Source organism: Desertivirga arenae (assembly GCF_017355785.1).
GTDB classification, from domain to species: Bacteria; Bacteroidota; Bacteroidia; order Sphingobacteriales; family Sphingobacteriaceae; genus Desertivirga; species Desertivirga arenae.
In genome coordinates this window covers 217,104-241,784 of record NZ_JAFEWE010000001.1, presented here as the reverse complement: position 1 = coordinate 241,784, position 24,681 = coordinate 217,104, and the positions used below count along the sequence as shown (strand labels likewise).

The 24,681-nt window shown below is 41.8% G+C and carries 15 protein-coding genes; 10 read left to right on the top strand and 5 right to left on the bottom strand.

All coding sequences use genetic code 11. The features are described 5' to 3' along the window. Window positions 1–11 precede the first annotated feature (11 nt). The 8 genes from J4N24_RS00940 (at window position 12) to J4N24_RS00905 (ending at window position 15,904) form a co-directional block, all read left to right on the top strand. On the top strand, window positions 12–3,110 hold the full coding sequence (locus tag J4N24_RS00940) for a SusC/RagA family TonB-linked outer membrane protein (RefSeq protein WP_207531766.1): 3,099 nt from the start codon (window positions 12–14) through the stop codon (window positions 3,108–3,110). Window positions 3,111–3,128: 18 nt separating this feature from the next. Then, window positions 3,129–4,931, top strand: a complete 1,803-nt coding sequence (locus J4N24_RS00935) for a RagB/SusD family nutrient uptake outer membrane protein (protein ID WP_207531765.1) — start codon at window positions 3,129–3,131, stop codon at window positions 4,929–4,931. A gap of 65 nt (window positions 4,932–4,996) precedes the next feature. After that, window positions 4,997–5,518 carry a hypothetical protein gene (locus tag J4N24_RS00930; protein WP_207531764.1) on the top strand — a complete coding sequence of 174 codons (522 nt, stop codon included), beginning with the start codon at window positions 4,997–4,999 and terminating at the stop codon, window positions 5,516–5,518. 48 nt (window positions 5,519–5,566) lie between these two features. Further along, the gene (locus J4N24_RS00925; protein ID WP_207531763.1) at window positions 5,567–6,562 is read left to right on the top strand and encodes a family 43 glycosylhydrolase; all 996 of its coding nucleotides are present in this window, start codon (window positions 5,567–5,569) and stop codon (window positions 6,560–6,562) included. Between the two features lie 212 nt (window positions 6,563–6,774). Next, complete coding sequence (locus J4N24_RS00920; protein ID WP_207531762.1) at window positions 6,775–8,439, top strand: RICIN domain-containing protein; 1,665 nt, start codon at window positions 6,775–6,777, stop codon at window positions 8,437–8,439. Between the two features lie 344 nt (window positions 8,440–8,783). After that, window positions 8,784–12,026, top strand: a complete 3,243-nt coding sequence (locus J4N24_RS00915) for a SusC/RagA family TonB-linked outer membrane protein (protein WP_207531761.1) — start codon at window positions 8,784–8,786, stop codon at window positions 12,024–12,026. Between the two features lie 40 nt (window positions 12,027–12,066). Then, window positions 12,067–13,839, top strand: a complete 1,773-nt coding sequence (locus J4N24_RS00910) for a RagB/SusD family nutrient uptake outer membrane protein (RefSeq protein WP_207531760.1) — start codon at window positions 12,067–12,069, stop codon at window positions 13,837–13,839. 400 nt (window positions 13,840–14,239) lie between these two features. Then, entirely contained in the window at window positions 14,240–15,904 is a 1,665-nt protein-coding gene (locus tag J4N24_RS00905; RefSeq protein WP_207531759.1) for a trypsin-like peptidase domain-containing protein, read from the top strand. A gap of 85 nt (window positions 15,905–15,989) precedes the next feature. Here the strand turns inward: J4N24_RS00905 and J4N24_RS00900 are convergent, their stop codons facing one another. From J4N24_RS00900 to J4N24_RS00880, 5 genes are all read right to left on the bottom strand, one after another. After that, window positions 15,990–16,676 (bottom strand): pirin family protein, encoded by a 687-nt coding sequence (locus J4N24_RS00900; RefSeq protein WP_207531758.1) that lies wholly within the window; start codon window positions 16,674–16,676, stop codon window positions 15,990–15,992. After that, the gene (locus J4N24_RS00895) at window positions 16,673–17,164 is read right to left on the bottom strand and encodes a hypothetical protein (protein ID WP_207531757.1); all 492 of its coding nucleotides are present in this window, start codon (window positions 17,162–17,164) and stop codon (window positions 16,673–16,675) included. The genes J4N24_RS00900 and J4N24_RS00895 overlap by 4 nt, the downstream gene beginning before the upstream one ends. 24 nt (window positions 17,165–17,188) lie before the next feature. Then, window positions 17,189–17,920, bottom strand: a complete 732-nt coding sequence (locus J4N24_RS00890) for a dioxygenase family protein (protein ID WP_207531756.1) — start codon at window positions 17,918–17,920, stop codon at window positions 17,189–17,191. A gap of 100 nt (window positions 17,921–18,020) precedes the next feature. After that, on the bottom strand, window positions 18,021–18,758 hold the full coding sequence (locus J4N24_RS00885) for a LytR/AlgR family response regulator transcription factor (protein WP_207531755.1): 738 nt from the start codon (window positions 18,756–18,758) through the stop codon (window positions 18,021–18,023). Continuing rightward, the gene (locus tag J4N24_RS00880; protein ID WP_207531754.1) at window positions 18,758–19,903 is read right to left on the bottom strand and encodes a sensor histidine kinase; all 1,146 of its coding nucleotides are present in this window, start codon (window positions 19,901–19,903) and stop codon (window positions 18,758–18,760) included. The genes J4N24_RS00885 and J4N24_RS00880 overlap by 1 nt, the downstream gene beginning before the upstream one ends. A gap of 334 nt (window positions 19,904–20,237) precedes the next feature. Between J4N24_RS00880 and J4N24_RS00875 the strand changes: the two genes are divergently transcribed. Next, on the top strand, window positions 20,238–21,089 hold the full coding sequence (locus J4N24_RS00875; protein ID WP_207531753.1) for a PAS domain-containing protein: 852 nt from the start codon (window positions 20,238–20,240) through the stop codon (window positions 21,087–21,089). Window positions 21,090–21,446: 357 nt separating this feature from the next. Continuing rightward, a complete protein-coding gene (locus tag J4N24_RS00870; protein WP_207531752.1) occupies window positions 21,447–24,569 on the top strand; it encodes a glycoside hydrolase family 2 TIM barrel-domain containing protein in 3,123 nt (1,040 codons plus the stop codon). Window positions 24,570–24,681: the final 112 nt, after the last annotated feature.

Here is a 24,681-nt window from a genome sequence, read left to right as displayed (position 1 = left end):
CAATAATGGATATGAGAATACTCTTTATACTACTGTTGTCTGTCTTTTTGGGAAAGACAACTTCATTATATGCTCAAAAAATAGCAATAAGCGGTCATGTGATCGACGAAAAAAGGCAGCCAATGCCTGGAGCAACGATTGCAGAGGTTGGAATGGAAAAGAATACCACAATTACTGACCTGAACGGGAATTTCTCCTTACAGCTTCGCGGAACCAAAAACCAAATTATAGTCCGTACAGTCGGTTATCTTGCTCAAACGGTAAATGTAAGTGCACAGGGAAGGCAGGTTATTCAACTCAATCCCGATGTTAAAGGTCTTGAAGAGGTCGTTATTGTGGGTTTTGGCCGTCAAAAGAGAATTACCAGTACAGGAGCTGTCAGCACCATTAAGGCAGAGGAGATTAAAACTGTTCCAACTTCAAGCATCCAGAATACTTTAGTTGGCCGTTTGCCAGGCTTTTTCTCTCAGCAGACCAGTGGTCAGCCAGGTGCGGACGCTGCTGATTTTTATATTCGCGGCACTAACTCTCTAAGTGGAGATAACAAACCTCTCATTGTTGTTGACGACGTGGAATATGACTACAGTCAGCTTCAGCAATTGAATGTGAACGAGGTTGAGTCTGTTACTATTTTAAAGGATGCTGCCACCACGTCAATTTATGGGTTAAAAGGAGCGAATGGTGTGTTGGTGATCACCACAAGAAGAGGCCGGGTAGGAAAACCCCGAATCAACCTTACTGCCGAAACCGGTGTTAACAATGTGATCAGGATGCCTCAGTTCCTAGATGCTTATACTACGGCCCTGCTACGGAATGAAGCCGTGTTGAATAATGCTTATGGAAGCTCGCAAGCTCCGGTGCTACCTTTTTCTGCTGATGACCTGCAAAAATTTAAAGAAGGATCTGACCCTTACGGGCACCCTAATGTGAACTGGGTTGATGCCACGCTTAATAACTCCTCTACCCAAGGTCGATATAATATCGATATAAGCGGAGGAAGTAATTTGATAAAGTATTTTACCTCAGTTGGAGCTTATTCTCAGAATGGTATTTTAAAACAATACGAACCGATAGGGGAGGATGTTAATACCAACTATTTTTACAAGAGGTATAATTATCGGTCCAACCTTGATTTCACACCTACAAAAACTCTAAAGATCCGTTTTGATGTCAATGGCCGTTTTGAAACGGTAAATAATCCTGGTGGCGTTGTGGAAGATGAGGGCTTGTTCTACGAGATCGGGTCTTATAATTACCTGGCTCCCTATGCCATGCCCTTACAAAATCCAAATGGTTCTTACAGCTATTCAAGCTACCCCGGAGCCTCAACTACAAGTAATGCCATTATTAATCCGATGTACCGCCTAGCTAATGGCGGATACAAAAGGGACATCAAGAATAACTATAACATAGTGGTTGGTGCGGATCAAGGATTAGGCTTTATTACCACTGGACTTTCTGCAAAGATCCTTGTTTCTTATGCTGGTAATAACAATGAAAGCCGGGATCTTACACGTAATGGTTTGCCGGTAGCAAAATACGATCCTCTTACCAATTCCTATATTCTGAGAGGCACCCGACTTCCCGTTTATGGTATATCGAACACTAGTGATGCTTTCAATTCAACAACAATTGTGACGGCCTCACTCAATTATGATCGCAGCTTTAACGGTCATCATATAAATACGCTTCTTCTTTTGAACCGCCGGAACTATATTAACAAGTTCGATATCCCCATAAATTATCTTGCAACAACAGGCCGGTTGGATTACGATTTCAAGCAGAAATATTTGCTCGGCTTTACAATTGCAAGAAATGGAAATGACCTTTTTCAGAAAGATCAACGCTACGGCATCTTCCCTGCTGTGTCCTGGGGATATAATTTGTCGCAGGAGAAGTTTTTCCATAAGGCACTGCCGTTTATCGACCTGTTTAAAATAAGGGGATCTTATGGACTGGTAGGTACAGATGTAAATACTACCAGTGCGGCAAGTACCATCAGTCAGGCAAATCCGGTTATTCAGTATACCACCACAGGTTCAAACTATTATGGCGGTACTACGGTAGAAGGTTCATTGGTAAATCCCAATATCACCTGGGAGAAGGAGAGGAAGTTTGACCTTGGGATCGACGCGAACATGTTCAATGGAAAGTTCGCTATCACCGGAAGTTATTTCTACAATTATCGCTACGACCAGCTGATCGATCAAAATGGTGTACCTTCCCTGATCGGCCAGTCCTTGCCCAAAAAGAATATCGGAATTACATCAAACAGAGGGGCTGATGGCATGATCACCTACAGGAAGAACAATGGTAATTTTAAGTATTCATTGAGTGCTAATGCCTCTTATGCTAAAAATAAGATAGTCTATATAAGTGAAGCACCGAACTATCCCTACCAGGCACAAACAGGAAGACAGTTGAGTCTTGAACAAGGATATCATTTTATCGGGTTTTACCAAATGAGCGATTTCGATGCTTCTGGTAAGCTTAAAAATGGCATTGCTGCTCCGAAAGGAACCAGTGTGCCCATTCAACCGGGGGATCTTCGGTTTCAGGACTTTAATCAGGACGGTATCATTGACGATGCCGACATGACTTACCTCGCCCGGCCAAATCTTCCTACAACAACTTATGGTATTGAACTTTCAGGTTCTTATAAAGGTTTTAGTGTGAGAGCCCTTGTTCAAGGCGCTTTTAACTATTCTTTGCGTGTTAGATCTGTAGGATCAGGCGATGCATTCGTAGGGAATTTGAACCCATGGAACCTTGAGCGCTGGACACCGGAAACAGCTTCAACTGCCACCTATCCGCGGCTTGGAGTGGCCGGTAATTCATTTAATACCTCGGCAGTGATCTCAGATTTCTGGTATGTAGATGCGGGGTATGTTCGATTGAAATCGGTGGATGTGGGATACCAGATACCTCAATCCTGGATAAGAAAGATCCGCGCTGTGCAAAATGCCAGGGTATATGTCTCCGGATACAATCTGCTTACCCTTAATAGGATGGGTAAGTTTCAACAAGACGCGGAGATCGCTAGTCGCAGTACAGGCGCAGCTTATCCGCTTACAGCCAATTTCAATTTTGGCGTTCAACTAGGTTTTTAATCTTAAATCACGGAAGTAATGAGATACATGAATAGAAGCAAGGAACTTTGGATGCTGCCTTTAGCATTAGCTCTTCTATTATCAGCCTGTAAAAAGGATTTTCTTGAACAAAAGAAATTATCAGCTATTGACGAGGAAGGTGTGTTTAGTGATAGTATAAGATCAAGGGGAATGTTAAATAATTTGTATTCAAATATCGGCATGTCGTTTAACTCGCGCCGCTACAGTAATACCCCTCTCGATGCGGCAACTGATGATGCAGAGCCTAATCTTTATGATAATGCAATTGCCACCTTTTACACTTACCGCTTATCCAATGGCGCTATCAACTCAAGTAATACCGACAAAGATGTTTGGACGAGATGCTTTCAGATGATCAGGGCAGCCAACATTTATATTAAAAACAAAGATAAGGTGCCCGTTACTAATGTAACAAAAGACTTTTGGCATGGGCAGGTAAGGTTTTTAAGGGCCTGGTATTATTTCACGCTCTTAAAGCATTATGGCGGGATACCTTTGATCGGAGATAAGGTATTTGAAGGAGATGAGTTGATAGATGTGCAGAGAAGTTCTTACGAAGATTGTGTTAATTATATTGTAAGCGAGCTGGATGCTGCTGCAGCCCTACTACCAGCTACCTTTGAGCCTGGCAGTCAGGAGAATTTAAGAGTTTCGAAAGGTACTGCATTAGCGGTGAAATCGAGGGTGCTGCTTTATGCGGCAAGTCCCTTATTTAATGCAGGAGCCAGAGCTGACGATCCTGACCATTATGTATCTTACCCTTCTTCAGATAATGAGCGATGGAAAAAAGCGGCAGATGCAGCGAAAGCGGTTATTAGTCTTAACGTTTACAGACTATATACCCTCGGGGCTACTCCCTTCTATGAGCAATTCCTGAAAAATGTGCCTCAGGACCTGCCGGAAGCAGTATTCTTATATTGGCAGCCTCAGAATACGGCGAATAACTTCTACGTAGAAAATAGCGCGAACCCTGTTTCAAGGGGGACTAATAATGGCTATCAGGGTTCTGCAAAATATGTCCCTACACAAGAATTGGTTGATGCCTTTGGAATGAAGAACGGATTGCCCATTAGTGATCCTGCTTCCGGATACACAGATGGCGACAATATGTACAAAAACAGAGATCCCCGGCTTACATTTACGGTTCACTACAACGGAGCTCTCCGTTACATGGGCGGGGCATTTGGTGATCAGCCTGTTTATACCTATACCGGCGTGATTCCGGTTTCAACCAACCGCTCTGTTACGTCTGCTATAGATGACGGAATGTACAGGCCAACAGGTACGCCTACGGGATACTTCAGATTTAAAAGCATGAATAATTTTGGTACAGGGTCTGGAAGCGAGTTATACCGGCCATGGACATTAATGAGATATGCTGAGGTATTATTAAATGCTGCAGAAGCAACTAATGAATATTCCGGACCATCAGCTGAAGTATACGGATGGTTAAAGGAGATAAGGGAAAGGGCAAAGATCGATGCAGGAGCTAACGGACTATTCGGTTTAAAAGCGAACATGACCAGAGAAGAAATGAGGGATGTAATCAGAAATGAACGTAGAACTGAGCTCGCTTTTGAAGAGCACCGCTTCTGGGATGTACGTCGTTGGAAAATAGCCCCGGAGACAGAGAACAGAGAAACCCACGGGATGGAGATCACGCGTGATGCTTCCGGAAAGTACTCTTACAGACGTGTAGTGGTAAGAAAACATACCTTCACAGATGCCATGTACTTCTTCCCTATACCCCAAAGCGAGATTGTAAGATCTCCGGCCCTGAAGCAGAATCCAGGGTATTGATTGTAAAGGGGAGTATTAATGTGATGGGAATAATTTGAATGATCATCAGGTCCAAAATTCGAAAAATGAAAAGAATAATTTTGTCCATATTTTTATTGTCGGCCTGCCTTCTGCTGGCCTGTACAAAAGGCGGAGACTTAGAAGGTCTCTCACAAAACACGTATAAGGTAACTTCAGCCCTGGACGGTGCTTCACTTAGTCCCGCTCCGGCAAATGACACTACCAAGGGGAGTTTCTCAGGCTGGTATGATGAACAATCGAATAGTCTTGCATTTACAGTAAGATATAATAAAGACACCAGATTTGTAAAAACAGACACTCTGGTGGGCCTGAATTTTTACAAAGACAGATCTGCGATTGGAACTGCTGCTACAGCGCGTACCTTTCCCTTTTCTATTATTGTCGACGCTACCAAAAATCCGGCAGCTAATGTTACAGGAAGCCTAAGCTTTGGCTTGTCGGGCAGTAATGCTTTCATTGCCAATGAGAAAGCCGACTTTATAAATGGAAAGTGGTATGTGGTGCTGATAAGCAAACGTTTCCCTTTGGGTATTGCCGGCGGACAACTACTTCCGGTGAAAAACTAGTGGCCGATGGATAGTTTTGTCACACATACATCTTCTAAAACTACATTGATGAATTTAAACAAATATTTCAGGCTTATAACCATTCTTACACTGCTACAATTAAGCAGCTATGCACAAAAAGGTAAATCAGGATTAATCAAACCGGGTAGTGTCTGGCCTGATAACATGGGGAACCATATTCAAGCTCATGGTGGCGGTATTATCAAGCTTGGAAAGGTATATTATTGGTTCGGAGAATACAGGGCTAAAGATAATGATCCTTCCTTTCGTTACGTGGGCGTTTATTCTTCTGAAAACTTATCGGACTGGAAGTTCCTGAAAAAAATACCTTTCAGCGACCCCGAGAATTTGGGAGAGAAATGGGTATTGGAACGGCCAAAGGTATATTATAATGAGAAGTCGAAGAAATTTGTAATGTATATGCATCTTGATGACGCAAAATACAGGTTTGCAAGGGTGGGCATCGCGGTAAGTGACAAACCAGATGGTGAATATACGTTCGTTAAAAGTTTCAGGCCTTTAGGACTTGAAAGCCGGGATATTGGACAATTTATTGATGACGACGGAAGCGCATACCTGATATTTGAAAGCCGTCCGACCAAAGGTTTTTATATTGCCAGACTATCTGATGATTACCTGAATGTAGAAAAGGAAACTGCCTATATCAATGCACCTTTGGAGGGTGGGGCCATTATTCAGTATAAAGGTTTGTACTATGCGATAGGTTCAGCTTTGACCGGTTGGCGGCCCAATCCGAATAAATACGCTACGGCAACTTCGCTTTCTGGTCCCTGGTCAGAATTTAAACATATTGCTCCTCCTGAAACCAACACTTATCAGTCACAATCAACTATGATGCTTAAGGTTGCAGGATCAAAGGCGACTACTGTGATCTTTATGGCTGATCAATGGAAACCGGCAAGCCAATGGGATTCCAGGTATTTATGGATGCCACTGGAAATAGGCGGCGGTGAATTAAAATTACCAGAGCCCAAACCCTGGAAGGTCAACTTCAAAACAGGGAAAGCTGAGGTAAAAAAGTAGCAGGCCGTAAAAGGAAATATAATTTTAGGAAATTTGGAAGAGAGGTCAGTCTTAAAAGGGCTGATCTCTTTTTCTTTTTAGTACTGGCTGTTAGTGATCGGGTTTGTTTGAAAATATTTGAGATTAAGAGTATTAAACCTAAGGATGGGTGTCCTTATTACGTACGCACATCGTACGGTCTACTCTTATCTAATCATTATATAAACCACAAAATGAGACACAAACCATTAAGTATTTTAATTTCCTGCATTTTCCTTTTATTAGCAGGAACATCATGTAAGAAAACTGTACAATTAAATGCAGAAGAACCAGAAGAAGTTATACATTCCGCCAAAGGAGGGAGCTCGAAAACTCTGGCAATTTACCATGTTGGTGGAATTTTACATACCGACGCTGATTTTGAACGAATGAAGGTGAAAGTGAATGCGGGTGCGCAGCCCTGGAAAGGAAGCTGGGATAAATTGCTTGCCAGTCCGCATTCATCAGCTACCTGGACCTCAAGGGCCACGGCAACAATTATCAGAGGTGGAACAGGGGATAATGTAGGGTTGCTTTACAATGACGTAGCAGCAGCATACCAGAATGCACTGATATACAGGGTTAGTGGAAATACCGCTAATGGCAACAAAGCACGTGATATTTTAAACCATTGGTCAAGTACATTAACTTCGATCGGTGGAAACGCTGACCGTTTCCTGGCCGCGGGTATTTTCGGTTATCAGCTGGCTAATGCCGGCGAGATGATGCGCAATTACAGTGGCTTTAATGTTACTAATTTCAGTAACATGCTGGTAAATATCTTTTACCCGATGAACAACCAGTTCCTTGTAAATCATAACGATGCTTGTATTACAAATTACTGGGCAAACTGGGACCTCTGCAATATGGCTTCGGTGCTCGCTATTGGAATTTTTGCTGATGATCAGGCAAAGATTGACCAGGCTGTCAATTATTTTAAAACAGGTGCTGGAAATGGGTCAATTTTAAAAGCCGTACCCTTCGTCCATGCAGGCGGGCTAGGACAGTGGCAGGAGAGCGGGCGGGATCAGGGACATGCCCAGTTAGGGGTAGGCTTGATGGGCGCCATCTGCGAAATGGCCTGGAACCAGGGAATCGATCTTTATAGTTATAGCAGTAGCAGATTTATGCAAGGTGCTGAATATGTAGCAAGGTATAACAATGGTAACAGTGTTCCCTTTACTACCTATAACTGGGGCTCGGGGCAGAATTGTGCTCCTCAATCCCACACTGTAGTATCAGAAGCCGGCAGAGGGGAAATCCGCCCGATCTATGAAATGGTTTACGGACATTATGCAGGCCGGATGGGTCTAACAGTTACAAATGTGGCAGAGAGAGCAGCGATCCATCGCCCTGAGGGCGGTCCTGGCGGACACGCCACAACTTTCGACCAACCGGGTTATGGTTCTCTGACGTTCTATCGCGATGCTTCCTCGAGACCTATAGCTAACGGAACTTACAGCCTGCAGAACAGGGCTACGGGAAAGATGCTTGATAATGCCGGTTCAACGGTAGATGGTGCTAACGTTAAGCAATATCCTGACGGGACTAGTAATAACCAGAAATGGACAGTTAGCTACAGCAATGGCTATTATAAATTAAGTTGTGTTACCGGAGGTAAATGTCTGGATAGTTACAATAATACAGCGAACGGCTCCACGGTTCATCAATGGGCGAATGGCAGCAGTCCAAATCAGCAATGGCAGATTATAGATCTGGGCAATGGCTATTTCAAAATTTTTAACAGGGCTAATGGCAAATGCCTGGATACCGGGGGAGGTACTGCTGATGGTACAAATATGCAATTCTGGAATTCGGGTACGAGCAATAATCAGCAATGGGCTTTTGTAGCTCCTTAAGATCAATTATTATTAACCACAAATAAACGATGGGATAAGAGTAACGCTGAAGGGAGAAAGCCTCACTTCAGCGTTTCTTATGTTGTTCCTTCTCTTACTGAAAAATCGAGAATTGTAAGGGGAGTATTGGTACTGCCACCAATTTATGATTCAACGTTAGCCAGAAAAAGCACGAAGTTGAAGATGTGTGAGTATGAAAGGAATAAGTGTTTGTCTTATTTTCAATAGTAAGATATAAGCTTTCTTCACGAGGAAGAACCGTATTAAATCAGGTAACAGAATAGTATGAGGAATCTAACCTTTTAAAACCAACATATTTCTAAAATTTATTGACATCAGACATTATGACAAAGTATGATTTACATGAGCACAGGAAAAGCGGCATTCTTGCTCTTCTTTTTTGTGTTTTATTTTACTGTCATAGTTACGCACAGAACAGACAGGTAACTGGAAAAGTAACTGAGGCAGGAACGAAATATCCCGTAATTGGAGCAGCTGTTAAAGTAAAAGGCACCAACAAGGGGGCTGCCACTAATCCTAACGGTGAATTTAAAATTGATGCGGAAGAGGGAAGTGTGCTGGAGATAAGTAGCGTAGGCTATCGGACGGTTAGTATTGTCGCCGATTTCAGCAGGCCGATACAGGTTATCCTTGAACAAGACAACCGGAATTTGCAGGAGGTGGTGGTTGTGGGCTATGGAAGCAGAAAGAAGGAGACTTTAAGTGGCTCTGTGGCGCAGATAGGATCCGAAGTTTTTAAAGATCGTGGGTCAATGGCCAATCCCCTTGCAGCCCTACAGGGAGAGGTGCCCGGAGTTGTAGTAACACGTTCTTCTGGCGCACCCGGCAGGGAAGACTGGGATTTACAGATCCGCGGTGCCTCATCGGTTAATGGAGCGCCTCCCTTGATTATTGTAAATGGTGTACCTTTAGTAAGCCCTTCAGGCTTGAATTCTATCAACCCCAATGATATCGAATCAATGTCATTTTTGAAAGATGCTTCTGCCGCGATCTACGGATCCCGGGCTGCGGGAGGGGTAGTGCTTATCACTACTAAACGGGCCAAAGCCGGGAAACCTTCTATTCAATACGATGCTTCACTTTCCCAGAAAAGGATAGGCCTGCAGCCTTCTCTATTGTCTACACAACAGTGGGGGCCACTTTTATTGGAAGCGCAGGTCAATAATTCTACAGTAAATCTTGATAAGACCTGGTTGTGGTACCGTTTGGCTGAAAAGTACCTCGATCCCCCGGCAAGTGGTTATATTGATCTTACAAAAGAGCCTAACACTATCGGTTTTGGGGATGTAAAAGACTTCACATTTTTCTTTACCGATTGGCAGGACGTGTTATTCGATAATGCTTCTACCTCGCAACATAATTTAAGCTTATCTGCCAGAGGGGAAAAAATGGGGTACCGTTTGTCTTTAGGCTATTTAAATGATAATAGCTTGCTTCAATTTGGTGAAAATTCCAACAAACGTTACACGGCACGTTTAAACTATGATTACGCCTTTTCTGATAACTTCAAGGTTGAAACGAACATATCACTGGAAAAGAACGACATCGTTCAGCCTACTCGTGTGGGTAATGCCCTCAGTAATTTCTCCCAGCCGGGATTTCCGACATCTACGATCAACGGAAAGCCTTATGGTTGGGGAACGCAGTATACGCCCAACTGGCTAATAGAATTAGGGGGCGAAAATAAAGAGTATAATAACAGGATTTATACGAGCGTATTATCGACTTACAAGTTCAGCAAACATTTGGACCTTGTTGGGCAGGCCAGTTACAATTGGAACGGGACCGATATAAAAGAACAATCAAAAACACTGACGGAGTGGTATAATTACGCCGAAACAGCTATTTCTTCTGCGGCAAACCCTTCCCAGCAAAATAGTTATTATGACCGCAGGTTCGTCAAAGATTCTTATTACAATTTGAATGCGTATTTCAATTACACCAATACCTTTAATGCAGTACATGATTTCGGGCTAACTCTTGGTACAAACTATGAAAGGGACGAATTTAATGCCTACAATACCAGGTCATCCTACCAGGCTTATGATGATGTACCGTCCTTAGGATTGGGTATCGGAGACAATACTACTAAAGTTAACGGTGAATCACAGAATCATTGGGCAATTGGCTCTTATTTTGGCCGTTTCAACTACGCTTATAAAAATAAGTACCTTTTCGAAGCCAACTCCCGGTATGATGGAACTTCCAGATTTATTGCAAGTAAAAGATGGTCTCCATTTTACGGCTTGTCTGCTGCCTGGAGAATTACCCAGGAGCCTTTCATGAAAAATTTTAGGTTTATTAGCGATCTGAAGCTCAGATTGTCTAACGGAACTATCGGTAATCAAAGTGGAATTGGTTACTATGACTATATTCAGCTCCTTACCGTTGCAGCAACCGGAGGCCCAACCAGTGCTAATTTTCCTATTCTTGGCAATAGTCCGGCCGTTTATGTTGGGCCTAACCGTGAATTGGTAAGTATCGACAGGGCATGGGAAAAAGTTGAAACTACTAACTTAGGACTAGACTTTGGTGTGTTAAACAGCCGCCTATCAGGAAGCTTTGATTATTTTATCAAGAATAATCGCAATATGCTAACGAACAGCAGTGTTTCTGCACTGCTCGGTGCGAATGCTCCTAAAACCAATATCGGGCATTTACGCGTATGGGGTTGGGACCTTTCTTTAAACTGGAAGGACAAGATTGGTAAGTTCAAGTATTCGATAGGAGGAACCTTGTCTGATAATGATAATAAACTTGTTTCCATCGGTGGCCAGCTATTAACCAAAGCAGGATTTACAACGGGCTCTGCGGCAGATCCTCATGTTGAAGGCTATCCGATAGGGTCCTATTTCGGACTGGAATATGCCGGCCGTATTAAAGATGAAGCTACGCGTACCGAATATAATACACGTTTGCAGAAGGCAAACAGCAATATTGCCGTGCCGATACCCACAACAGGGGGAGGTGCGCGTATAGGGGATAACATGTTCGTGGATCAGAATGGTGACGGGGTTTTAACTGTCCCGGATGATATCATCTACCTGGGAAGGAATGATCCAAGATATACTTATGCAATAAATTTAAGTGCAAGTTATGGACGGTTTGATTTCCTTGCAATCTTCCAGGGAGTGGGCAAAAGGACAATTTTCAGGGATGGAAACTGGAGAGTTCCTTTTGGAAACATTGGTCAGGGCGTAACAAACCAATGGGTGGGAAAAACATTTACCCCTGAAAATCCTGATGCTTACTATCCATTACTGTCAGTTGGGACGCCTAACAATCCGAATTATAACGGGTATAACTACCAGATCTCTTCCTGGTCTGTGGAGAACGGAGCTTACTTGCGCCTGAAAAATATCTCCCTGGGATATACCTTCCCGAAGGCTTTAACCCAGCGAGCCAAGATTGAAAATTTGAGGCTTTATGTTTCTGGAAGCGATATCTGGGAATGGAGTAAGATAAAAGATGGATGGGATCCTGAACAAACCAGAACTATCTCAGGTGGTATTCAACGTTATCCATTTTACCGGCTGGTAAACGTAGGTGTTAATCTTACATTGTAGTGTTTGAGGCAATTGCAAATCTTTTACTGAATCAAATCAGATGAAAAAATCACTTTTAAATCATATAATAATACTTACTGGAGCATTCATTGCAATAAGTCAGTATGCATGTAACAAAAGTCTGGAGCTTGAACCGCTGGACCGTATCTCTGACGCTACTTTTTGGAAATCGCCAAACGATTTCAAGCTGGGGGCCAACAAGTTCTATACTTATTTAAGGACTTTTGGAACGGAAGGACATCACGGCCCTAATGACCTGGGGACCAGTCTGGATAACGTGAGCAGAGGTATAAATACAAAAGGGGTTATAGATGCAAATTTCGACAGCGCATATTCCTATACCCGGTCAATCAATTACCTGTTGGCCAAGGCTGAGGCCTATCCCAACCGTGAAGAAATAAAACTTTATGTAGCTGAAGCAAAGTTTTTCAGGGCTTATGTTTATTTCGAATATCTGTTAACTGCTTATGGGCCGTCCGTAATTGTTGAGAAACCCTTGAATCTCGGTTCGCCAGAGCTCAATGCAAGTCGTAATTCAAGAAGCGAAGTAGTAGATTTCATTATTAAAGATTTGGAGGAGGCCATTCCAGATCTGCCTGTCGAATCAAAAGTTACTGAAAAAGGCCGTATTACCAAAGGAGCTGCACAAGGCTTCCTAAGCAGGGTAGCCCTATATGAAGCAACCTGGCAGAAGTATACTGAAGGGAATCTGAAGGAGGGTAAGCCTGAGGGAGCTGCAAGGGTATCCTTATTACTTGATAAGGCAATTGCCAGTAGTACTGAGGTTATTGCCAGTAACGAGTACGAGTTATTTGCACCACCTGCCTTGGGCGATTCGGCCCAGAAGTATTTGTTTATACTGGAGAATCAAAAATCAAACCCCGCCAGTATTGGAAAATCAGCTAATAAGGAGTATATACTTGCAAATCGGTATGATCAGACCTTAAGACAGATAAGGCGGAATGTAAGTTTCGCCAACTTTGGATCGGATGCAAGTAAGAAATTTGCCGACCTGTTCCTTGCTCAGGATGGTTTGCCCATAGAAAAATCGGCAGTTTTTAAGGGCTATGGTACTTTGAAAAGCGAATATGAAAACCGTGATAACAGAATGAAGTATCAGTTTCATATGGACGGAGGCTATTACTGGAGTGGTAATGCGAATTGGCAGATAAATTGGAATTGGAGCCCTCAGGATAAACAGAATGCGCGGGAATCCCCTTTTGATCCTTTTAACAACAGTACTTCAGGTTATAATACCTACAGGTTTGTAGCGGAAAGGCAGGTTCCGGATAATCAGGAGGGGTTCGATTATCCGGTTATTCGTTATGCTGAAGTTCTTCTAAATTACGCTGAAGCAGTTTTTGAAAAGAACGGTGCTATTGCTGATGCCGACTTGAACAGATCATTGAACCTGGTGCGCAATCGGGTTAACAAAACTATGCCGGCACTGAGCAATGCATTTGCTGTGGCGAACGGCCTAGATATGTTGACAGAGATCAGAAGGGAGCGAACTGTGGAGCTGAATGCAGAAGGATTCAGACTCGACGATCTTAAAAGATGGTTTAGAGCTCATATCGAATTGAAGGAGCCTGTATTGGGGGTAAAGTTTAAAGGAACTGAATTTGAAACAACATATACTGGTGCTGCAGGAAAAAGGAAAAAGCTGACACCCGTTGTAGATGCGAACGGATTCATAATAGTGGATCCCATTGCAAACAGGAAATTTGATAAAGACAAGAATTACCTGAACCCGATCCCAACAGGGCAGATCCAACTAAACCCAAACCTCGGACAGAACCCGGGTTGGCAGTAGATCAGGTGGATTCGAATACATATATCTGATACTTTAGGGAGGAGAGTCAATATTTAATGCGGTTTCGTAATGTTACTTTGTAATACCCACTTCTTAATCTAATTGAGGCTTACCCTCCCGTTTTTTTCGGCGGGAGGGTAAGGCCATAAAAGGGTTATTTTTATAATGGAAGCCTGATTTGGAAGACAAATTTAGGCTAGACTGATACAGAAAATGAACTTTAGGAGCATAATGAATATCAATGCGCTTTTGGAAGTGAACATGTCGAGTGATTATTAAGCGTATAAGGATATGAGTAACATGTGCCGGGCGGAGGGTAGAGCCAATTGTGCAACATAAATGATTGCAATGTCCAAGTTATAATCCAGTGTTGTTGTTATGTTTGTAACCGGACCAAACTGTGATTATACTAATGCTTGCTGCTAAGAAACTTCTTTTTTCGTTAGTTTTTGTTTTTCTACAACTCGGCAATGCTGAATTTGTAAAAGCACAAACGGGTGATATTCAAAGCGTAATTTACAAAGCTATTGAAAAAGCCAGACCTGCGAGTGTAAGGATTTGGGGCTTTGATACGGTTTCAAAACAACAGAATAGCGCTCAATTTAGTGGAGTAGTAGTTTCGCCAGAGGGCCATGTTCTTACCGTTGCACATACGGTTAAACCTGGGAATACCTATAAAATTTTATTTCCGGATGGGCTGGAAGTGTTAGGAGTGGCACACGGACGAATAGGTATGACTAATGATGCCAACCGGCCCGATATGGGAATGATTAAAATTCAACAGAAAGGAACATATCCCTTTGCAGAAATGGCTTGGTCCGGATCTCTTAAACCTGATGAGCCTTGCTTAAGTATTGCTTATCCGGAGAAGCTGAATCAGCTTTTTCCAACAATAAGATTTGGCGTGATTGCAGATACTCAACTTCATTATGGATTTCTTCGTTCTACTTGCAAAATGGAACCTGGTGACTCCGGCGGCCCGCTTTTCGATTATTTGGGCCGGGTGATTGCATTACATAGCCGAATTGATACTCTGGAGAAGGATAACTACGAGGTGCCGGTGGATCTCTATAGAAAGTACTGGACCGCCCTGAATGAAATTAAAGATTACGAAACTTTACCCTCAACCTTAGATAGCATTGGAACGGATTCTTTGAAAGATGAGATTCTTACCATGGCAGAGCTCGGGCCTTTACCAGCTTTTAAGCATTCCGCCAGTGTGGTTAGTATCCGTACTGTTGCCCATGGAAAAGAGACAGCTATTCTGGGAACAGTTATTCAATTTAAAGGATCCTTGTACGTCCTAAGCAAAAGTTCTGAAGTGGGTGACAAGGGATATATCCTTGCCGCTGGTAGAAAAAACAACTTTAGTATCGTAGCGAGGGACAAGGATAAAGACCTCGTACTGTTAAAGGTTAAGGGGAGCTTGCATCGTTCTATTTCAGCCCTGCTGCCAGGTGCACTAAGACAGGTGGAGCTTAAGTCCGGAGCACCATTATCTGCTCAGGTAGGAGGACATAAGGTAATGACCGGTGCTTTAAGCAGTGGAGCATTCGATCTGCCCTTAATGTTTAGTAGGGGATTTTTTGGAGCAAACGCTGTTTTTAGAAACAGTAAAGTTGAATTGTCAAGTATTTACCCGGGCAGTCCGGCTGAAACAGGAGGCCTGCAATTAGGAGATAAAATTCTGGAAATAGGGGGTGTTCCCATGACTGCCCCTATCGATTATGGGAGAACACTAGGGGGATATATTCCAGGAGAAGATGTAAAAATTAATTTGGAGAGAAATGGTGCGAACCTTGTTAAAGTAATAACAATGAAAAAAGTGCCTGAAACGTCGCACCCGGCAGGCAAATTCGCCGGAGGTAGTAGTACACGTTGTGATGGCTTCAAAAATGTGTTTGTTCATGATATTGCAGTGCGGGCGGATGAATGTGGGAGTCCAGTCTTTACGAGTGAGGGTAAGTTTATGGGCATCAATATTGCAAGGTTCTCCCGTACCGCAACTGTGGTGATCAAAACATCAGATATTCAATCCTTTTTGGAAACTTCTGTAAAAGAATAAGGGTTTCCGTGTGCAAAATTCTAGTATTTCCCAGGTTGTTTCAACCATGCCCTTTGGTGCAGAACGAAGTATTAAATTTGCCTGGTCAATTAAATAGCTCTAAAATTATCAAGACTGCGTTATTACTTAAAGCCTCCACCTCCACCGTTTCGCAATCCCAAAGAGAAAGTCCGTCCCCAACCTCTAATAATCTTCCTTCAAACTCAAATGCGCCTGCAAGAACATGTGTAAATAGCAAAGAGCTTGAAGACTGCAGGTCATAGTCTACTTCCTGCCTACCTGCAAAACTTCCAATACTTAATTTAAAAGGTGCTGACGCGTCTTCATTTAATTGAACCAATGGAGAGGCAACAGGAGTACTAAAATTAAATCTCCTGGCAGAGGGCGGGAAATGAGTAGGCTCCTGTGCTCTAATTCTAACGTGCAGATAATGGATTAAATGCTTATTTTTATTTCTGATGGAATAGGTTTGCCCTTTTTCGAGACACATCATGATGATCTCTTCAGGACCTATATTTACTTCTGTCGTTTCCTGTACAAGGCCCAGATCCCCGGTAACCGGTAAGAGAAGAACCCAACAGGACTCATTTAATTCCACCTCAAGGTTAGCGTCGCTATTCAGCATCTCCTCGCTAAAAAACGCTAATTCAGATGAGGAATTTACCTCATCTTTTTCTCCAGTACAATCGAAAGTATGGATAAATATGCCGCTATTGGTCTCTACAGTTCTTCTGTTACCTGCAATTAAGATTCTCCCAGGTGCTGTTTTCATACTTTCAAGGTGTCAATAGATAAAAAAGGGATTAACTTTAAAAGATGTGTTTGAAAGCTCTCGTCCTGTTGAATTTCTTCTGATATTAAAAGCTGATCTGCTACAGTATCGTGCCATACCAGCTTGTTAGAAAAGAAATTAATGGCCACCTGATGTTTCGAGATATCCTTCATACTTGAATTAATGATCTCGAAACGGTAATTATGAAATTTTAGAAAACGCCTGCCTTGATTATCCAGAACATCAGGAATAAGGCTGTTTAGCTGGGTAATATAACCGGTAACAGAAGCGCTAACTAAAAAGTGTAATCTCTCAGCACCTGGTACGTTCTGGATTAACTCACCAAAGTGCTGATATTTTTTCTCTTGATCAAAATATTGCGATTGCATTCTGAATTCGGCGTAGGAGTCTTCAAAAACCATTTTTTCCCAAAGGGTCTCAGAAGAGCTATCTATAACTTTTCGGTAACAGAGAGTAATTACTTTCATTGATTTTTGGTCCCCATAGTTTTATTACGCGCTTACGCTTAGTCTGATTGATAGTTCGAATCCCTCTGCTTTACTGCCCGTTACACTAGCAATTTGCAAACCCGTAGAATCATCACTAAACACATTGTCCGACTTATTATAGGTGTATCCGCTCATTCCTTTTGAATAACCATTCACCAATGCAACGGCACTTCCAGAACCTTCAGGGAAGGCTATTTGAGTAACTTTTAGTGAAGTGCCGTCAGCTTTATAAATATGCACATGAATATGGGTGGCCCTGCCTTGATACCAGCCAGGGAAAATGCTTTTGAATGTCACCAGCCCATTCGTATCAGTTACCTGACGTCCACGAAGAAAATGTACAGATTGATAATTAGTTGACTGCATTTGAGTTCCACCGTATTCTGAGTAATTTCCTTCTGCATCACAATGCCATATATCTACCAGTGCACCAGCCAGTCCCAAACAACTGTTGTTTACATTCGCAATGGTAATTTTTGCGGTCATTGCGTAACCGGTCTTGCCATCGGTGATGTCGCTGCGTAGGTAAGAAGAAGGACTTTTGGTAGGAAATGGACCTTCGGTTTCGGTAGGGGCAACCGTACATGAAGAAGTGCTGGTTCCACTACCTGTATTAGTGGCCGAGGCGGTATCCTCCGCTAATTCGGCTGCTGCATCTTTTTTACAAGCTTCGAACACAACTGGAGCTGAAACGGCCCCAACTAGCAATGATTTAATAAACCCTAATCTTTCCATTCTTTGATCTGTTTGTTGATACAAAAGTCTGTATCGCTTAGGAAATTTAGATCTATTTATCGACGAAGGTTAAAAGAACGCCGGAGAAGGAATGCGATTATTAAAGGCAGCCTTCGTCTAAGATTTTCAAGCTAAGCACTTTCGTCAGATCTTTTACAGAATCTACATAGCTTTTACCTATCGGCAGCTCTATGCCTGAATTTAAAACAAGCCTCTTGCTGAAAATAAATTTAATATGAGCAATGGGGACCATATAGCTACGGTGAATCCTTATAAATCTACCCATGGGTAATTTTTCTGATAAGGCTTTCATTGTTAAAAGTGTAAAGATGGTTTTTGATCCCTGCAGGTGTATTTTAATATAGTCTTCCATGCTCTCCAGGTAATCGACCTCTGAAAGATCTATTTTAACCAGTTTATATTCCGAAGAAACATAAATAAAGTCATTAGCTGTTTTCCCCACTGCATAATTAGCATCCTTTTTTGTCTCAACTGCTCTTTCTATGGCTTTTGCGAATCTGTCAAATTCAAATGGCTTCACGAGATAATCAAGCGCATTTAATTCAAAACCCTCCACCGCATAGTCCCTATAGGCGGTTGTAAAAACAATCAAGGGTTTATCATTAAGCGAAAAGGCAAAATCGATTCCACTGATGTCTGGCATATTGATATCTAGAAATATCAGGTCGACCTTTTGACTTTTAAGGAACTCTTTTGCCGATAATGCGTCCTCAAAGGTTTTTACCAGGTTGATTGCAGGAAATTTGGAACAAAAGTCTTCTATCAAATCCAGAGCCAGTGGTTCATCATCTATCGCTATACATTTTATTGCTGCCATTATACGCTCAATACTAAATTTACTTTATACAAATTATCTTCGGTGTTAATTTCCAGACTATGCCTGTTGAGATAGAGATGTGTTAATCGTTTTCGCGTATTTGATACACCAACTCTTGTACTGCTTTGTTCTATATTTTTAAGATTATCCGAAATCTTATTCTCGCTATAGAACAAAATTGATTCCTCATTAATCGTCACCCTGATAGTTATGGGATAGGGGTCTGATTTACTTATGCCGTATTTAAAAGCATTTTCTACAAAAGTCATCAATATCAGAGGGGGAATAGATTTACCATGGGGCTGCCCGATCACGGCAAAGCTGGTTTCGATCTTTGGACCCAGACGCAGCCGTTGTAAATCAATATAATTGGAGACCGATTTCAGTTCCTGTTCCAGGGATATAAAATCTTTAGAAACATCTTCCGTTAGATATCGCATGATATTAGAAAGCTTTACTACCGTTTCTGCAGTTTTATCACTTCTCATAACCGCCAGAGAATAGATGTTATTTAAGGTGTTGAACAAGAAGTGTGGGTTAATCTGAGCCTTTAAAAACGAAAGTTCAGCCGTTACTTTATCTGCCTCTGCATTTGCTTTTTCAGTTTCCGCTTTAAGAATTCTATTTTCAATTTCCCGCCAACGATCTGAAAGACTTAAGGTAATAGCGCCTGCTATAACGGTGAGAAATAGATAAATGCTGATAATATCAAAGTGTTGGATGGGTCTAATCTTAGGAGGATGTTTTTGAAATAGAGAAGGCTCGTTAGTTGTTGTTGTGGGAGGCGGAGGCCGCCTTAAAACTTCTGGTCCTGGGCCTGCCCGCAAACCCGAATGTACTAATCTATCATAGGGGCGCAAAACGATCACGAAAATTAGCATTACAAAAACAACCGAAAAGAATAGTCCTTTCTTTTTGCCGAAATATAAAACCGGTATCAAATAACGCTTTATAATTAAAAAAAGCAGGATGTAGGTAAGGCAGAATAGAAGGTAGGGGATTGACAGGGCTATTAATACTAGTTCCTTTAAAGTCATTTCGGAACTTTGGAAAGCGAGAGGAAGGGCCAAAAACAGAGTCCAGCCAGCAGCCTGAAAAAGCCTATCTCTGTAAGAGGAGTTCTTTGCCAAATCAATATTCATCATCGTTACGTGATACCTTTTATTAAACCAGTTTCTTTATATAATAATGTTTTCATCATAAAACCATCTTTGTCGCATGTTAAATCTCCGTAATTAATTTAAGACCTTTTAGACTTTATCGTTAAACAGTAGATTCATATCGTTAAAAGGACTTTCCGGTTTAAGAATAAAACCATGAACGACTAAAAAAACATGGTTCTAAAGAAGGTTATTTCCATTCGTCGGTTTTCATAGCACATTCACTCGTTGTTCAGGTCAATTGATTAAGAAGAGAGTGAGTTCTTTTTTTGAAGAACTAGATTCCTAAAGAATTGTTACCTACGTAAATATACTTGCTTTGAATAGATTTGATTTTGAGGACTTTTTTAATGCTGCTCCTCCAACGGTTATACTAAGGGCAAATGTACCTGACTTTACTGTAATCGATATCAATAGGGCGTTCTTGGAGGTATCCGGTGCCAAACCTTCGGATATCCTGGGAAAGGGGATTTTCGAAGTCTTTCCTGAGAATCCAAAGGATTCTAATTCTAAAAAAAATCTGGAAGCGCTTAGGAATAGGTTAATCGAGACTGTATTAAATAAAAACAAAACAGAACTGCCTTTGCAGAAGTATGATATTCCTATTCGCGGGACTAAAGAATTTGATATTAGATACTGGCAAGCTAGTAATTCCCCAATTCTAGGTGAGGACGGAGAAGTAGAGTTCATCGTTCACGTAACTACAGATATTACCAAAGCCATTGTACTGGCAAAAAAAGAACGGATCTCTTTTGAGGTGGCAGAGGGAAAAAGACGTGAACTGCATACGCTGTTTATGGAAGCTCCTGGCGCTATCTGTATTTTAAGCGGTCCTACATTTGTATTCGAGTTGGTAAATCCCACTTTCCAGGGAATTCTTCCTGGACGTGACCTTTTGGGAAAGCCTGTGTTAGAAGCTTTGCCTGAAATGGGGCAACATCCTCTCATAGAAGTATTAAAAACAGTCTATGAGAAACAAGAAACCTTTGAAGGAAAAGAAGTCTTAACCCGCATATCCCGCCATGCTGATGAACCTGTAGGAAATATTTACTGGAATTTTATTTACAAGCCCAGGTTCGATTATAAGGGTAACGTTGATGGCATAATGGTATTTGCCCATGATGTAACAGAACAGGTTGTTTCAAGAAAAAAACTTCAGGAGATTGAATGACCGGCATCGCTACATCTGTTTGCTAGCAATTTCTATATAGAAAATCATTATCCAATAATGTGAACGTTTAGCTGATGATGGAAGGAAGAAATGAGATATTAGAGGTGGACAGGGAAATTGGTTATTAAAACACAACTATCTCTAATACTCAGAATTTGTGCGTTTATCATGAATGTTGAGATCTATTTAAGAAAAATGGTGATGGAGGGAGTTGAGCAGCCTTACTCCCATGTGGTCGGTTAATTTATGGGCACTTTTCGTTAAGATCCGGCTAAAACTCAAAAATTACGTCTGCTACCTTTAATCGCAAGTCATTTGCCCTTTGCTCATCTGGCGTACTAGTAATAATATTTGTATATGAGGCTCCTTCCGATCTTTTTTCTTGTATTGATCCTTTCTTATAAAACATTTTCTCAGGTTCCTATGTGGCTGGATGAAACCAGGAACGAGGAAAATCGCTTGCCAATGCATTCTTCATTTTTTGCCTTTAAGTCCGAGAATGAAGCTCAGCTAAATGACTGGAAGCAAAGTGAGAACTACTATAGTTTGAATGGCGACTGGAAGTTTAAATGGTTCGGATCCCCTGATTCCCTTCCTGCTAATTTTCAATCAGCAGAGTTTAATGACAGAACTTGGGAAAACCTGCAGGTGCCGGGAAACTGGGAATTAAAGGGCTACGGTTTTCGATCCTACAACACCTCAGGTTTTGAATTTACCTATCTGCTGAAAGGCGAACCTCAACCTCCTATGGTTCCAACCCATTATGATCCAACCGGAATTTACAGACGAGAAATACAGATCGATACTAAATGGAAAGATTGGAAGAGTAAAGAATTGATCTTGCACATCGGTGCGGCCAAATCAAATCTTACCGTTTATGTTAACGGACGATATGTAGGGTATGGCGAGGATAGCAAACTTCCTTCAGAATTTAATATCAAACCTTTCCTGCGGGAGGGAAAGAACACTTTGGTTCTTAAGATAATGCGCTGGTGTGATGGAAATTATCTGGAAGACCAGGATATGTGGAGGTTAAGTGGAATTACACGCGATTGTTATATCGTTGCCCGGAATCCAACTCATATCTACGATCTTGAGATTATCCCTGGTCTTGACAATGCTTACATGAACGGCTCGTTGAACCTTAAGTTGAAACTTAACAGAAATCCTGAAAAGGTATATAAAGCATTATTTCAATTAAAGGAGAATGGCCACCTCATTGCAACTAAAAGCATTTTTTTCAATAACGTGTCTCAACAGTCGCTTTCATTAGATGTTCCTGCTCCGAGATTATGGACTGCAGAAACTCCTAATCTGTATGACGCGGTGATCCAGCTTATCGACCACAAGGGGAAGCTGATAGAGGTGATTCCCCAGCAGATTGGATTCAGAAAAGTTGAAATTAAGGATGGTAAATTTCTCGTGAACGGAAAGCCGATACTTATTAAAGGGGTTAACAGGCATGAAACTGATCCTAAAACCGGTCATGTTATCTCTAAGGAAGCTATGATAAGGGATATTAAACTTATGAAGCTTTTTAATATTAATGCTGTCCGGACCAGTCATTATCCTAACTCTGAGCTTTGGTATGAGCTGTGTGACCGCTATGGCTTATACGTGGTAGGTGAGGCTAATATTGAATCTCATGGGTTGGGCTACGACATTACAAAAACGCTGGCGAATAGGCCTACCTGGGTAGATGCGCATTTGATGCGGGTACAACGAATGGTGGAGCGGGATAAAAATCATCCGAGTATTGTGATCTGGAGTATGGGAAATGAGGCTGGTAACGGTTATAATTTCTATTCCTGTTACCTCTGGATGAAAAAGCGGGATCCTAGCCGGCCTATACAATACGAAAGGGCAGTGGCTGACTATAAGTCTTTGAGCTGGGACTGGAATTCTGATATCGTTTGCCCGATGTACCCTTCGCCGGCCGCCATGAACAATTATGCAAAAAATAATCCTCATCCCTCGCGCCCCTTTATTATGTGCGAATATGCCCATGCAATGGGTAATTCTCTAGGCAATTTTAAGGACTACTGGGATGCTATCCGAAATAACAAGCATGCTTTTCAGGGGGGATTCATATGGGATTTCGTCGATCAGTGTTTTCAGGAGGTGAATTCCAAAGGAGATACTGTTTATACTTACGGAGGAGATTATGAACCGAAGGAAGCTATTACCGACTGGAACTATGCATCGAAGGGGATATTTTATGCTAACCGCAGCCCCTATCCCCATGCATGGGAGATGAAAAAGGTTTATCAGGATATTCATACGAGCCTTGTTGGCAGCCAGAAAATAAGAATTTTCAATGAAAAGTCCTTTACGGATCTGTCGAATATCAAGCTTTCATGGGAACTTGTTTTTAACGGGCAGAGGATGCAATCAGGAGAGCTAAGCTCTTTGTCTGTACCGTCTCTGGACTCTGCAACTATTCTGATTCCCTATAAAATTATCGATAACGGTGAAAACTATTTGAACCTCACTTATTCTTTAAAATCAGATGAGCCACTTTTACCTAAAGATCACATTGTGGCTACTGAACAACTTAAGGTGGGAGGCGATTATAAGTTTGAACTGGCTATTCAGAAAAGCGGAGATTTGAGAAAGGTGGAGACTTCAGAGAATGTAGACTTCACTTCTTCATCGCTTCTTCTTCAATTCGAGAAAAGCAGCGGTTGGATTCGTGCTTACCGTGTTGGTGGAAAACCTATTGCGGATGAAGGTTTTAGAGTTCGTCCAAATTTCTGGCGGCCTCCAAATGATAATGATTATGGTGCCCAGCTACCGCAGAAGCTGGAGGTTTGGAAAAATGCTGGACTTAAACCTGAATTGAAAAAATTTGAAACAATTCTTAAGGACGGGATTGCTTACATATCGGCTACATATAAATTGTTAGGGATAGGGGCTTTCCTTAATTTGAAGTATCAGGCCAATGCTAATGGCGAAATTCTTATTGAAGAGCAATTGCAAATAAGGGATACTACAAAGAAAGCTGAAATTCTTCCCAGGTTTGGGATGCAAGTAATCCTTGCGCCTGGTTTCGAGGATGTTGAATACTATGGGCGTGGTCCTCATGAAAACTACCAGGACAGAAATTTTAGTGCGCATTTTGGGAAGTATAGCCAGACCGTAAATCAACAGTACTTTCCTTATGTAATGCCCCAGGAAACTGGAAATCATACTGACATCAGATGGTTTAGAGTTAAAACGTTAAATAGTGGTTTGGAAATAAGCTCTGATGTTCCCTTGAGTGTGAGTGCCCTGCATTATTTCGATAGTGATCTTGATGACGGGATAAAACGTCAGCAAAGGCATGCAGCTGAACTTTGTCCCCGCAAACAGACACAGGTTAATATTGACTACAAACAAATGGGAGTAGGGGGGATAGATAGTTGGAGATCAAGGCCCTTAGAACAGTATCAATTGCCACTTAAGGAATATTCTTTCCGCTTTAAAATCAAGCCCATATAAAATATTAATGAATTTACCACCCTATAACAGTTAATACCCCCCTTGGGGATCTGAAAATTTTATTCGAAATTGCGGGCTTTAACCAATTTGCGTTAGTAGTCTCCAAGAAATG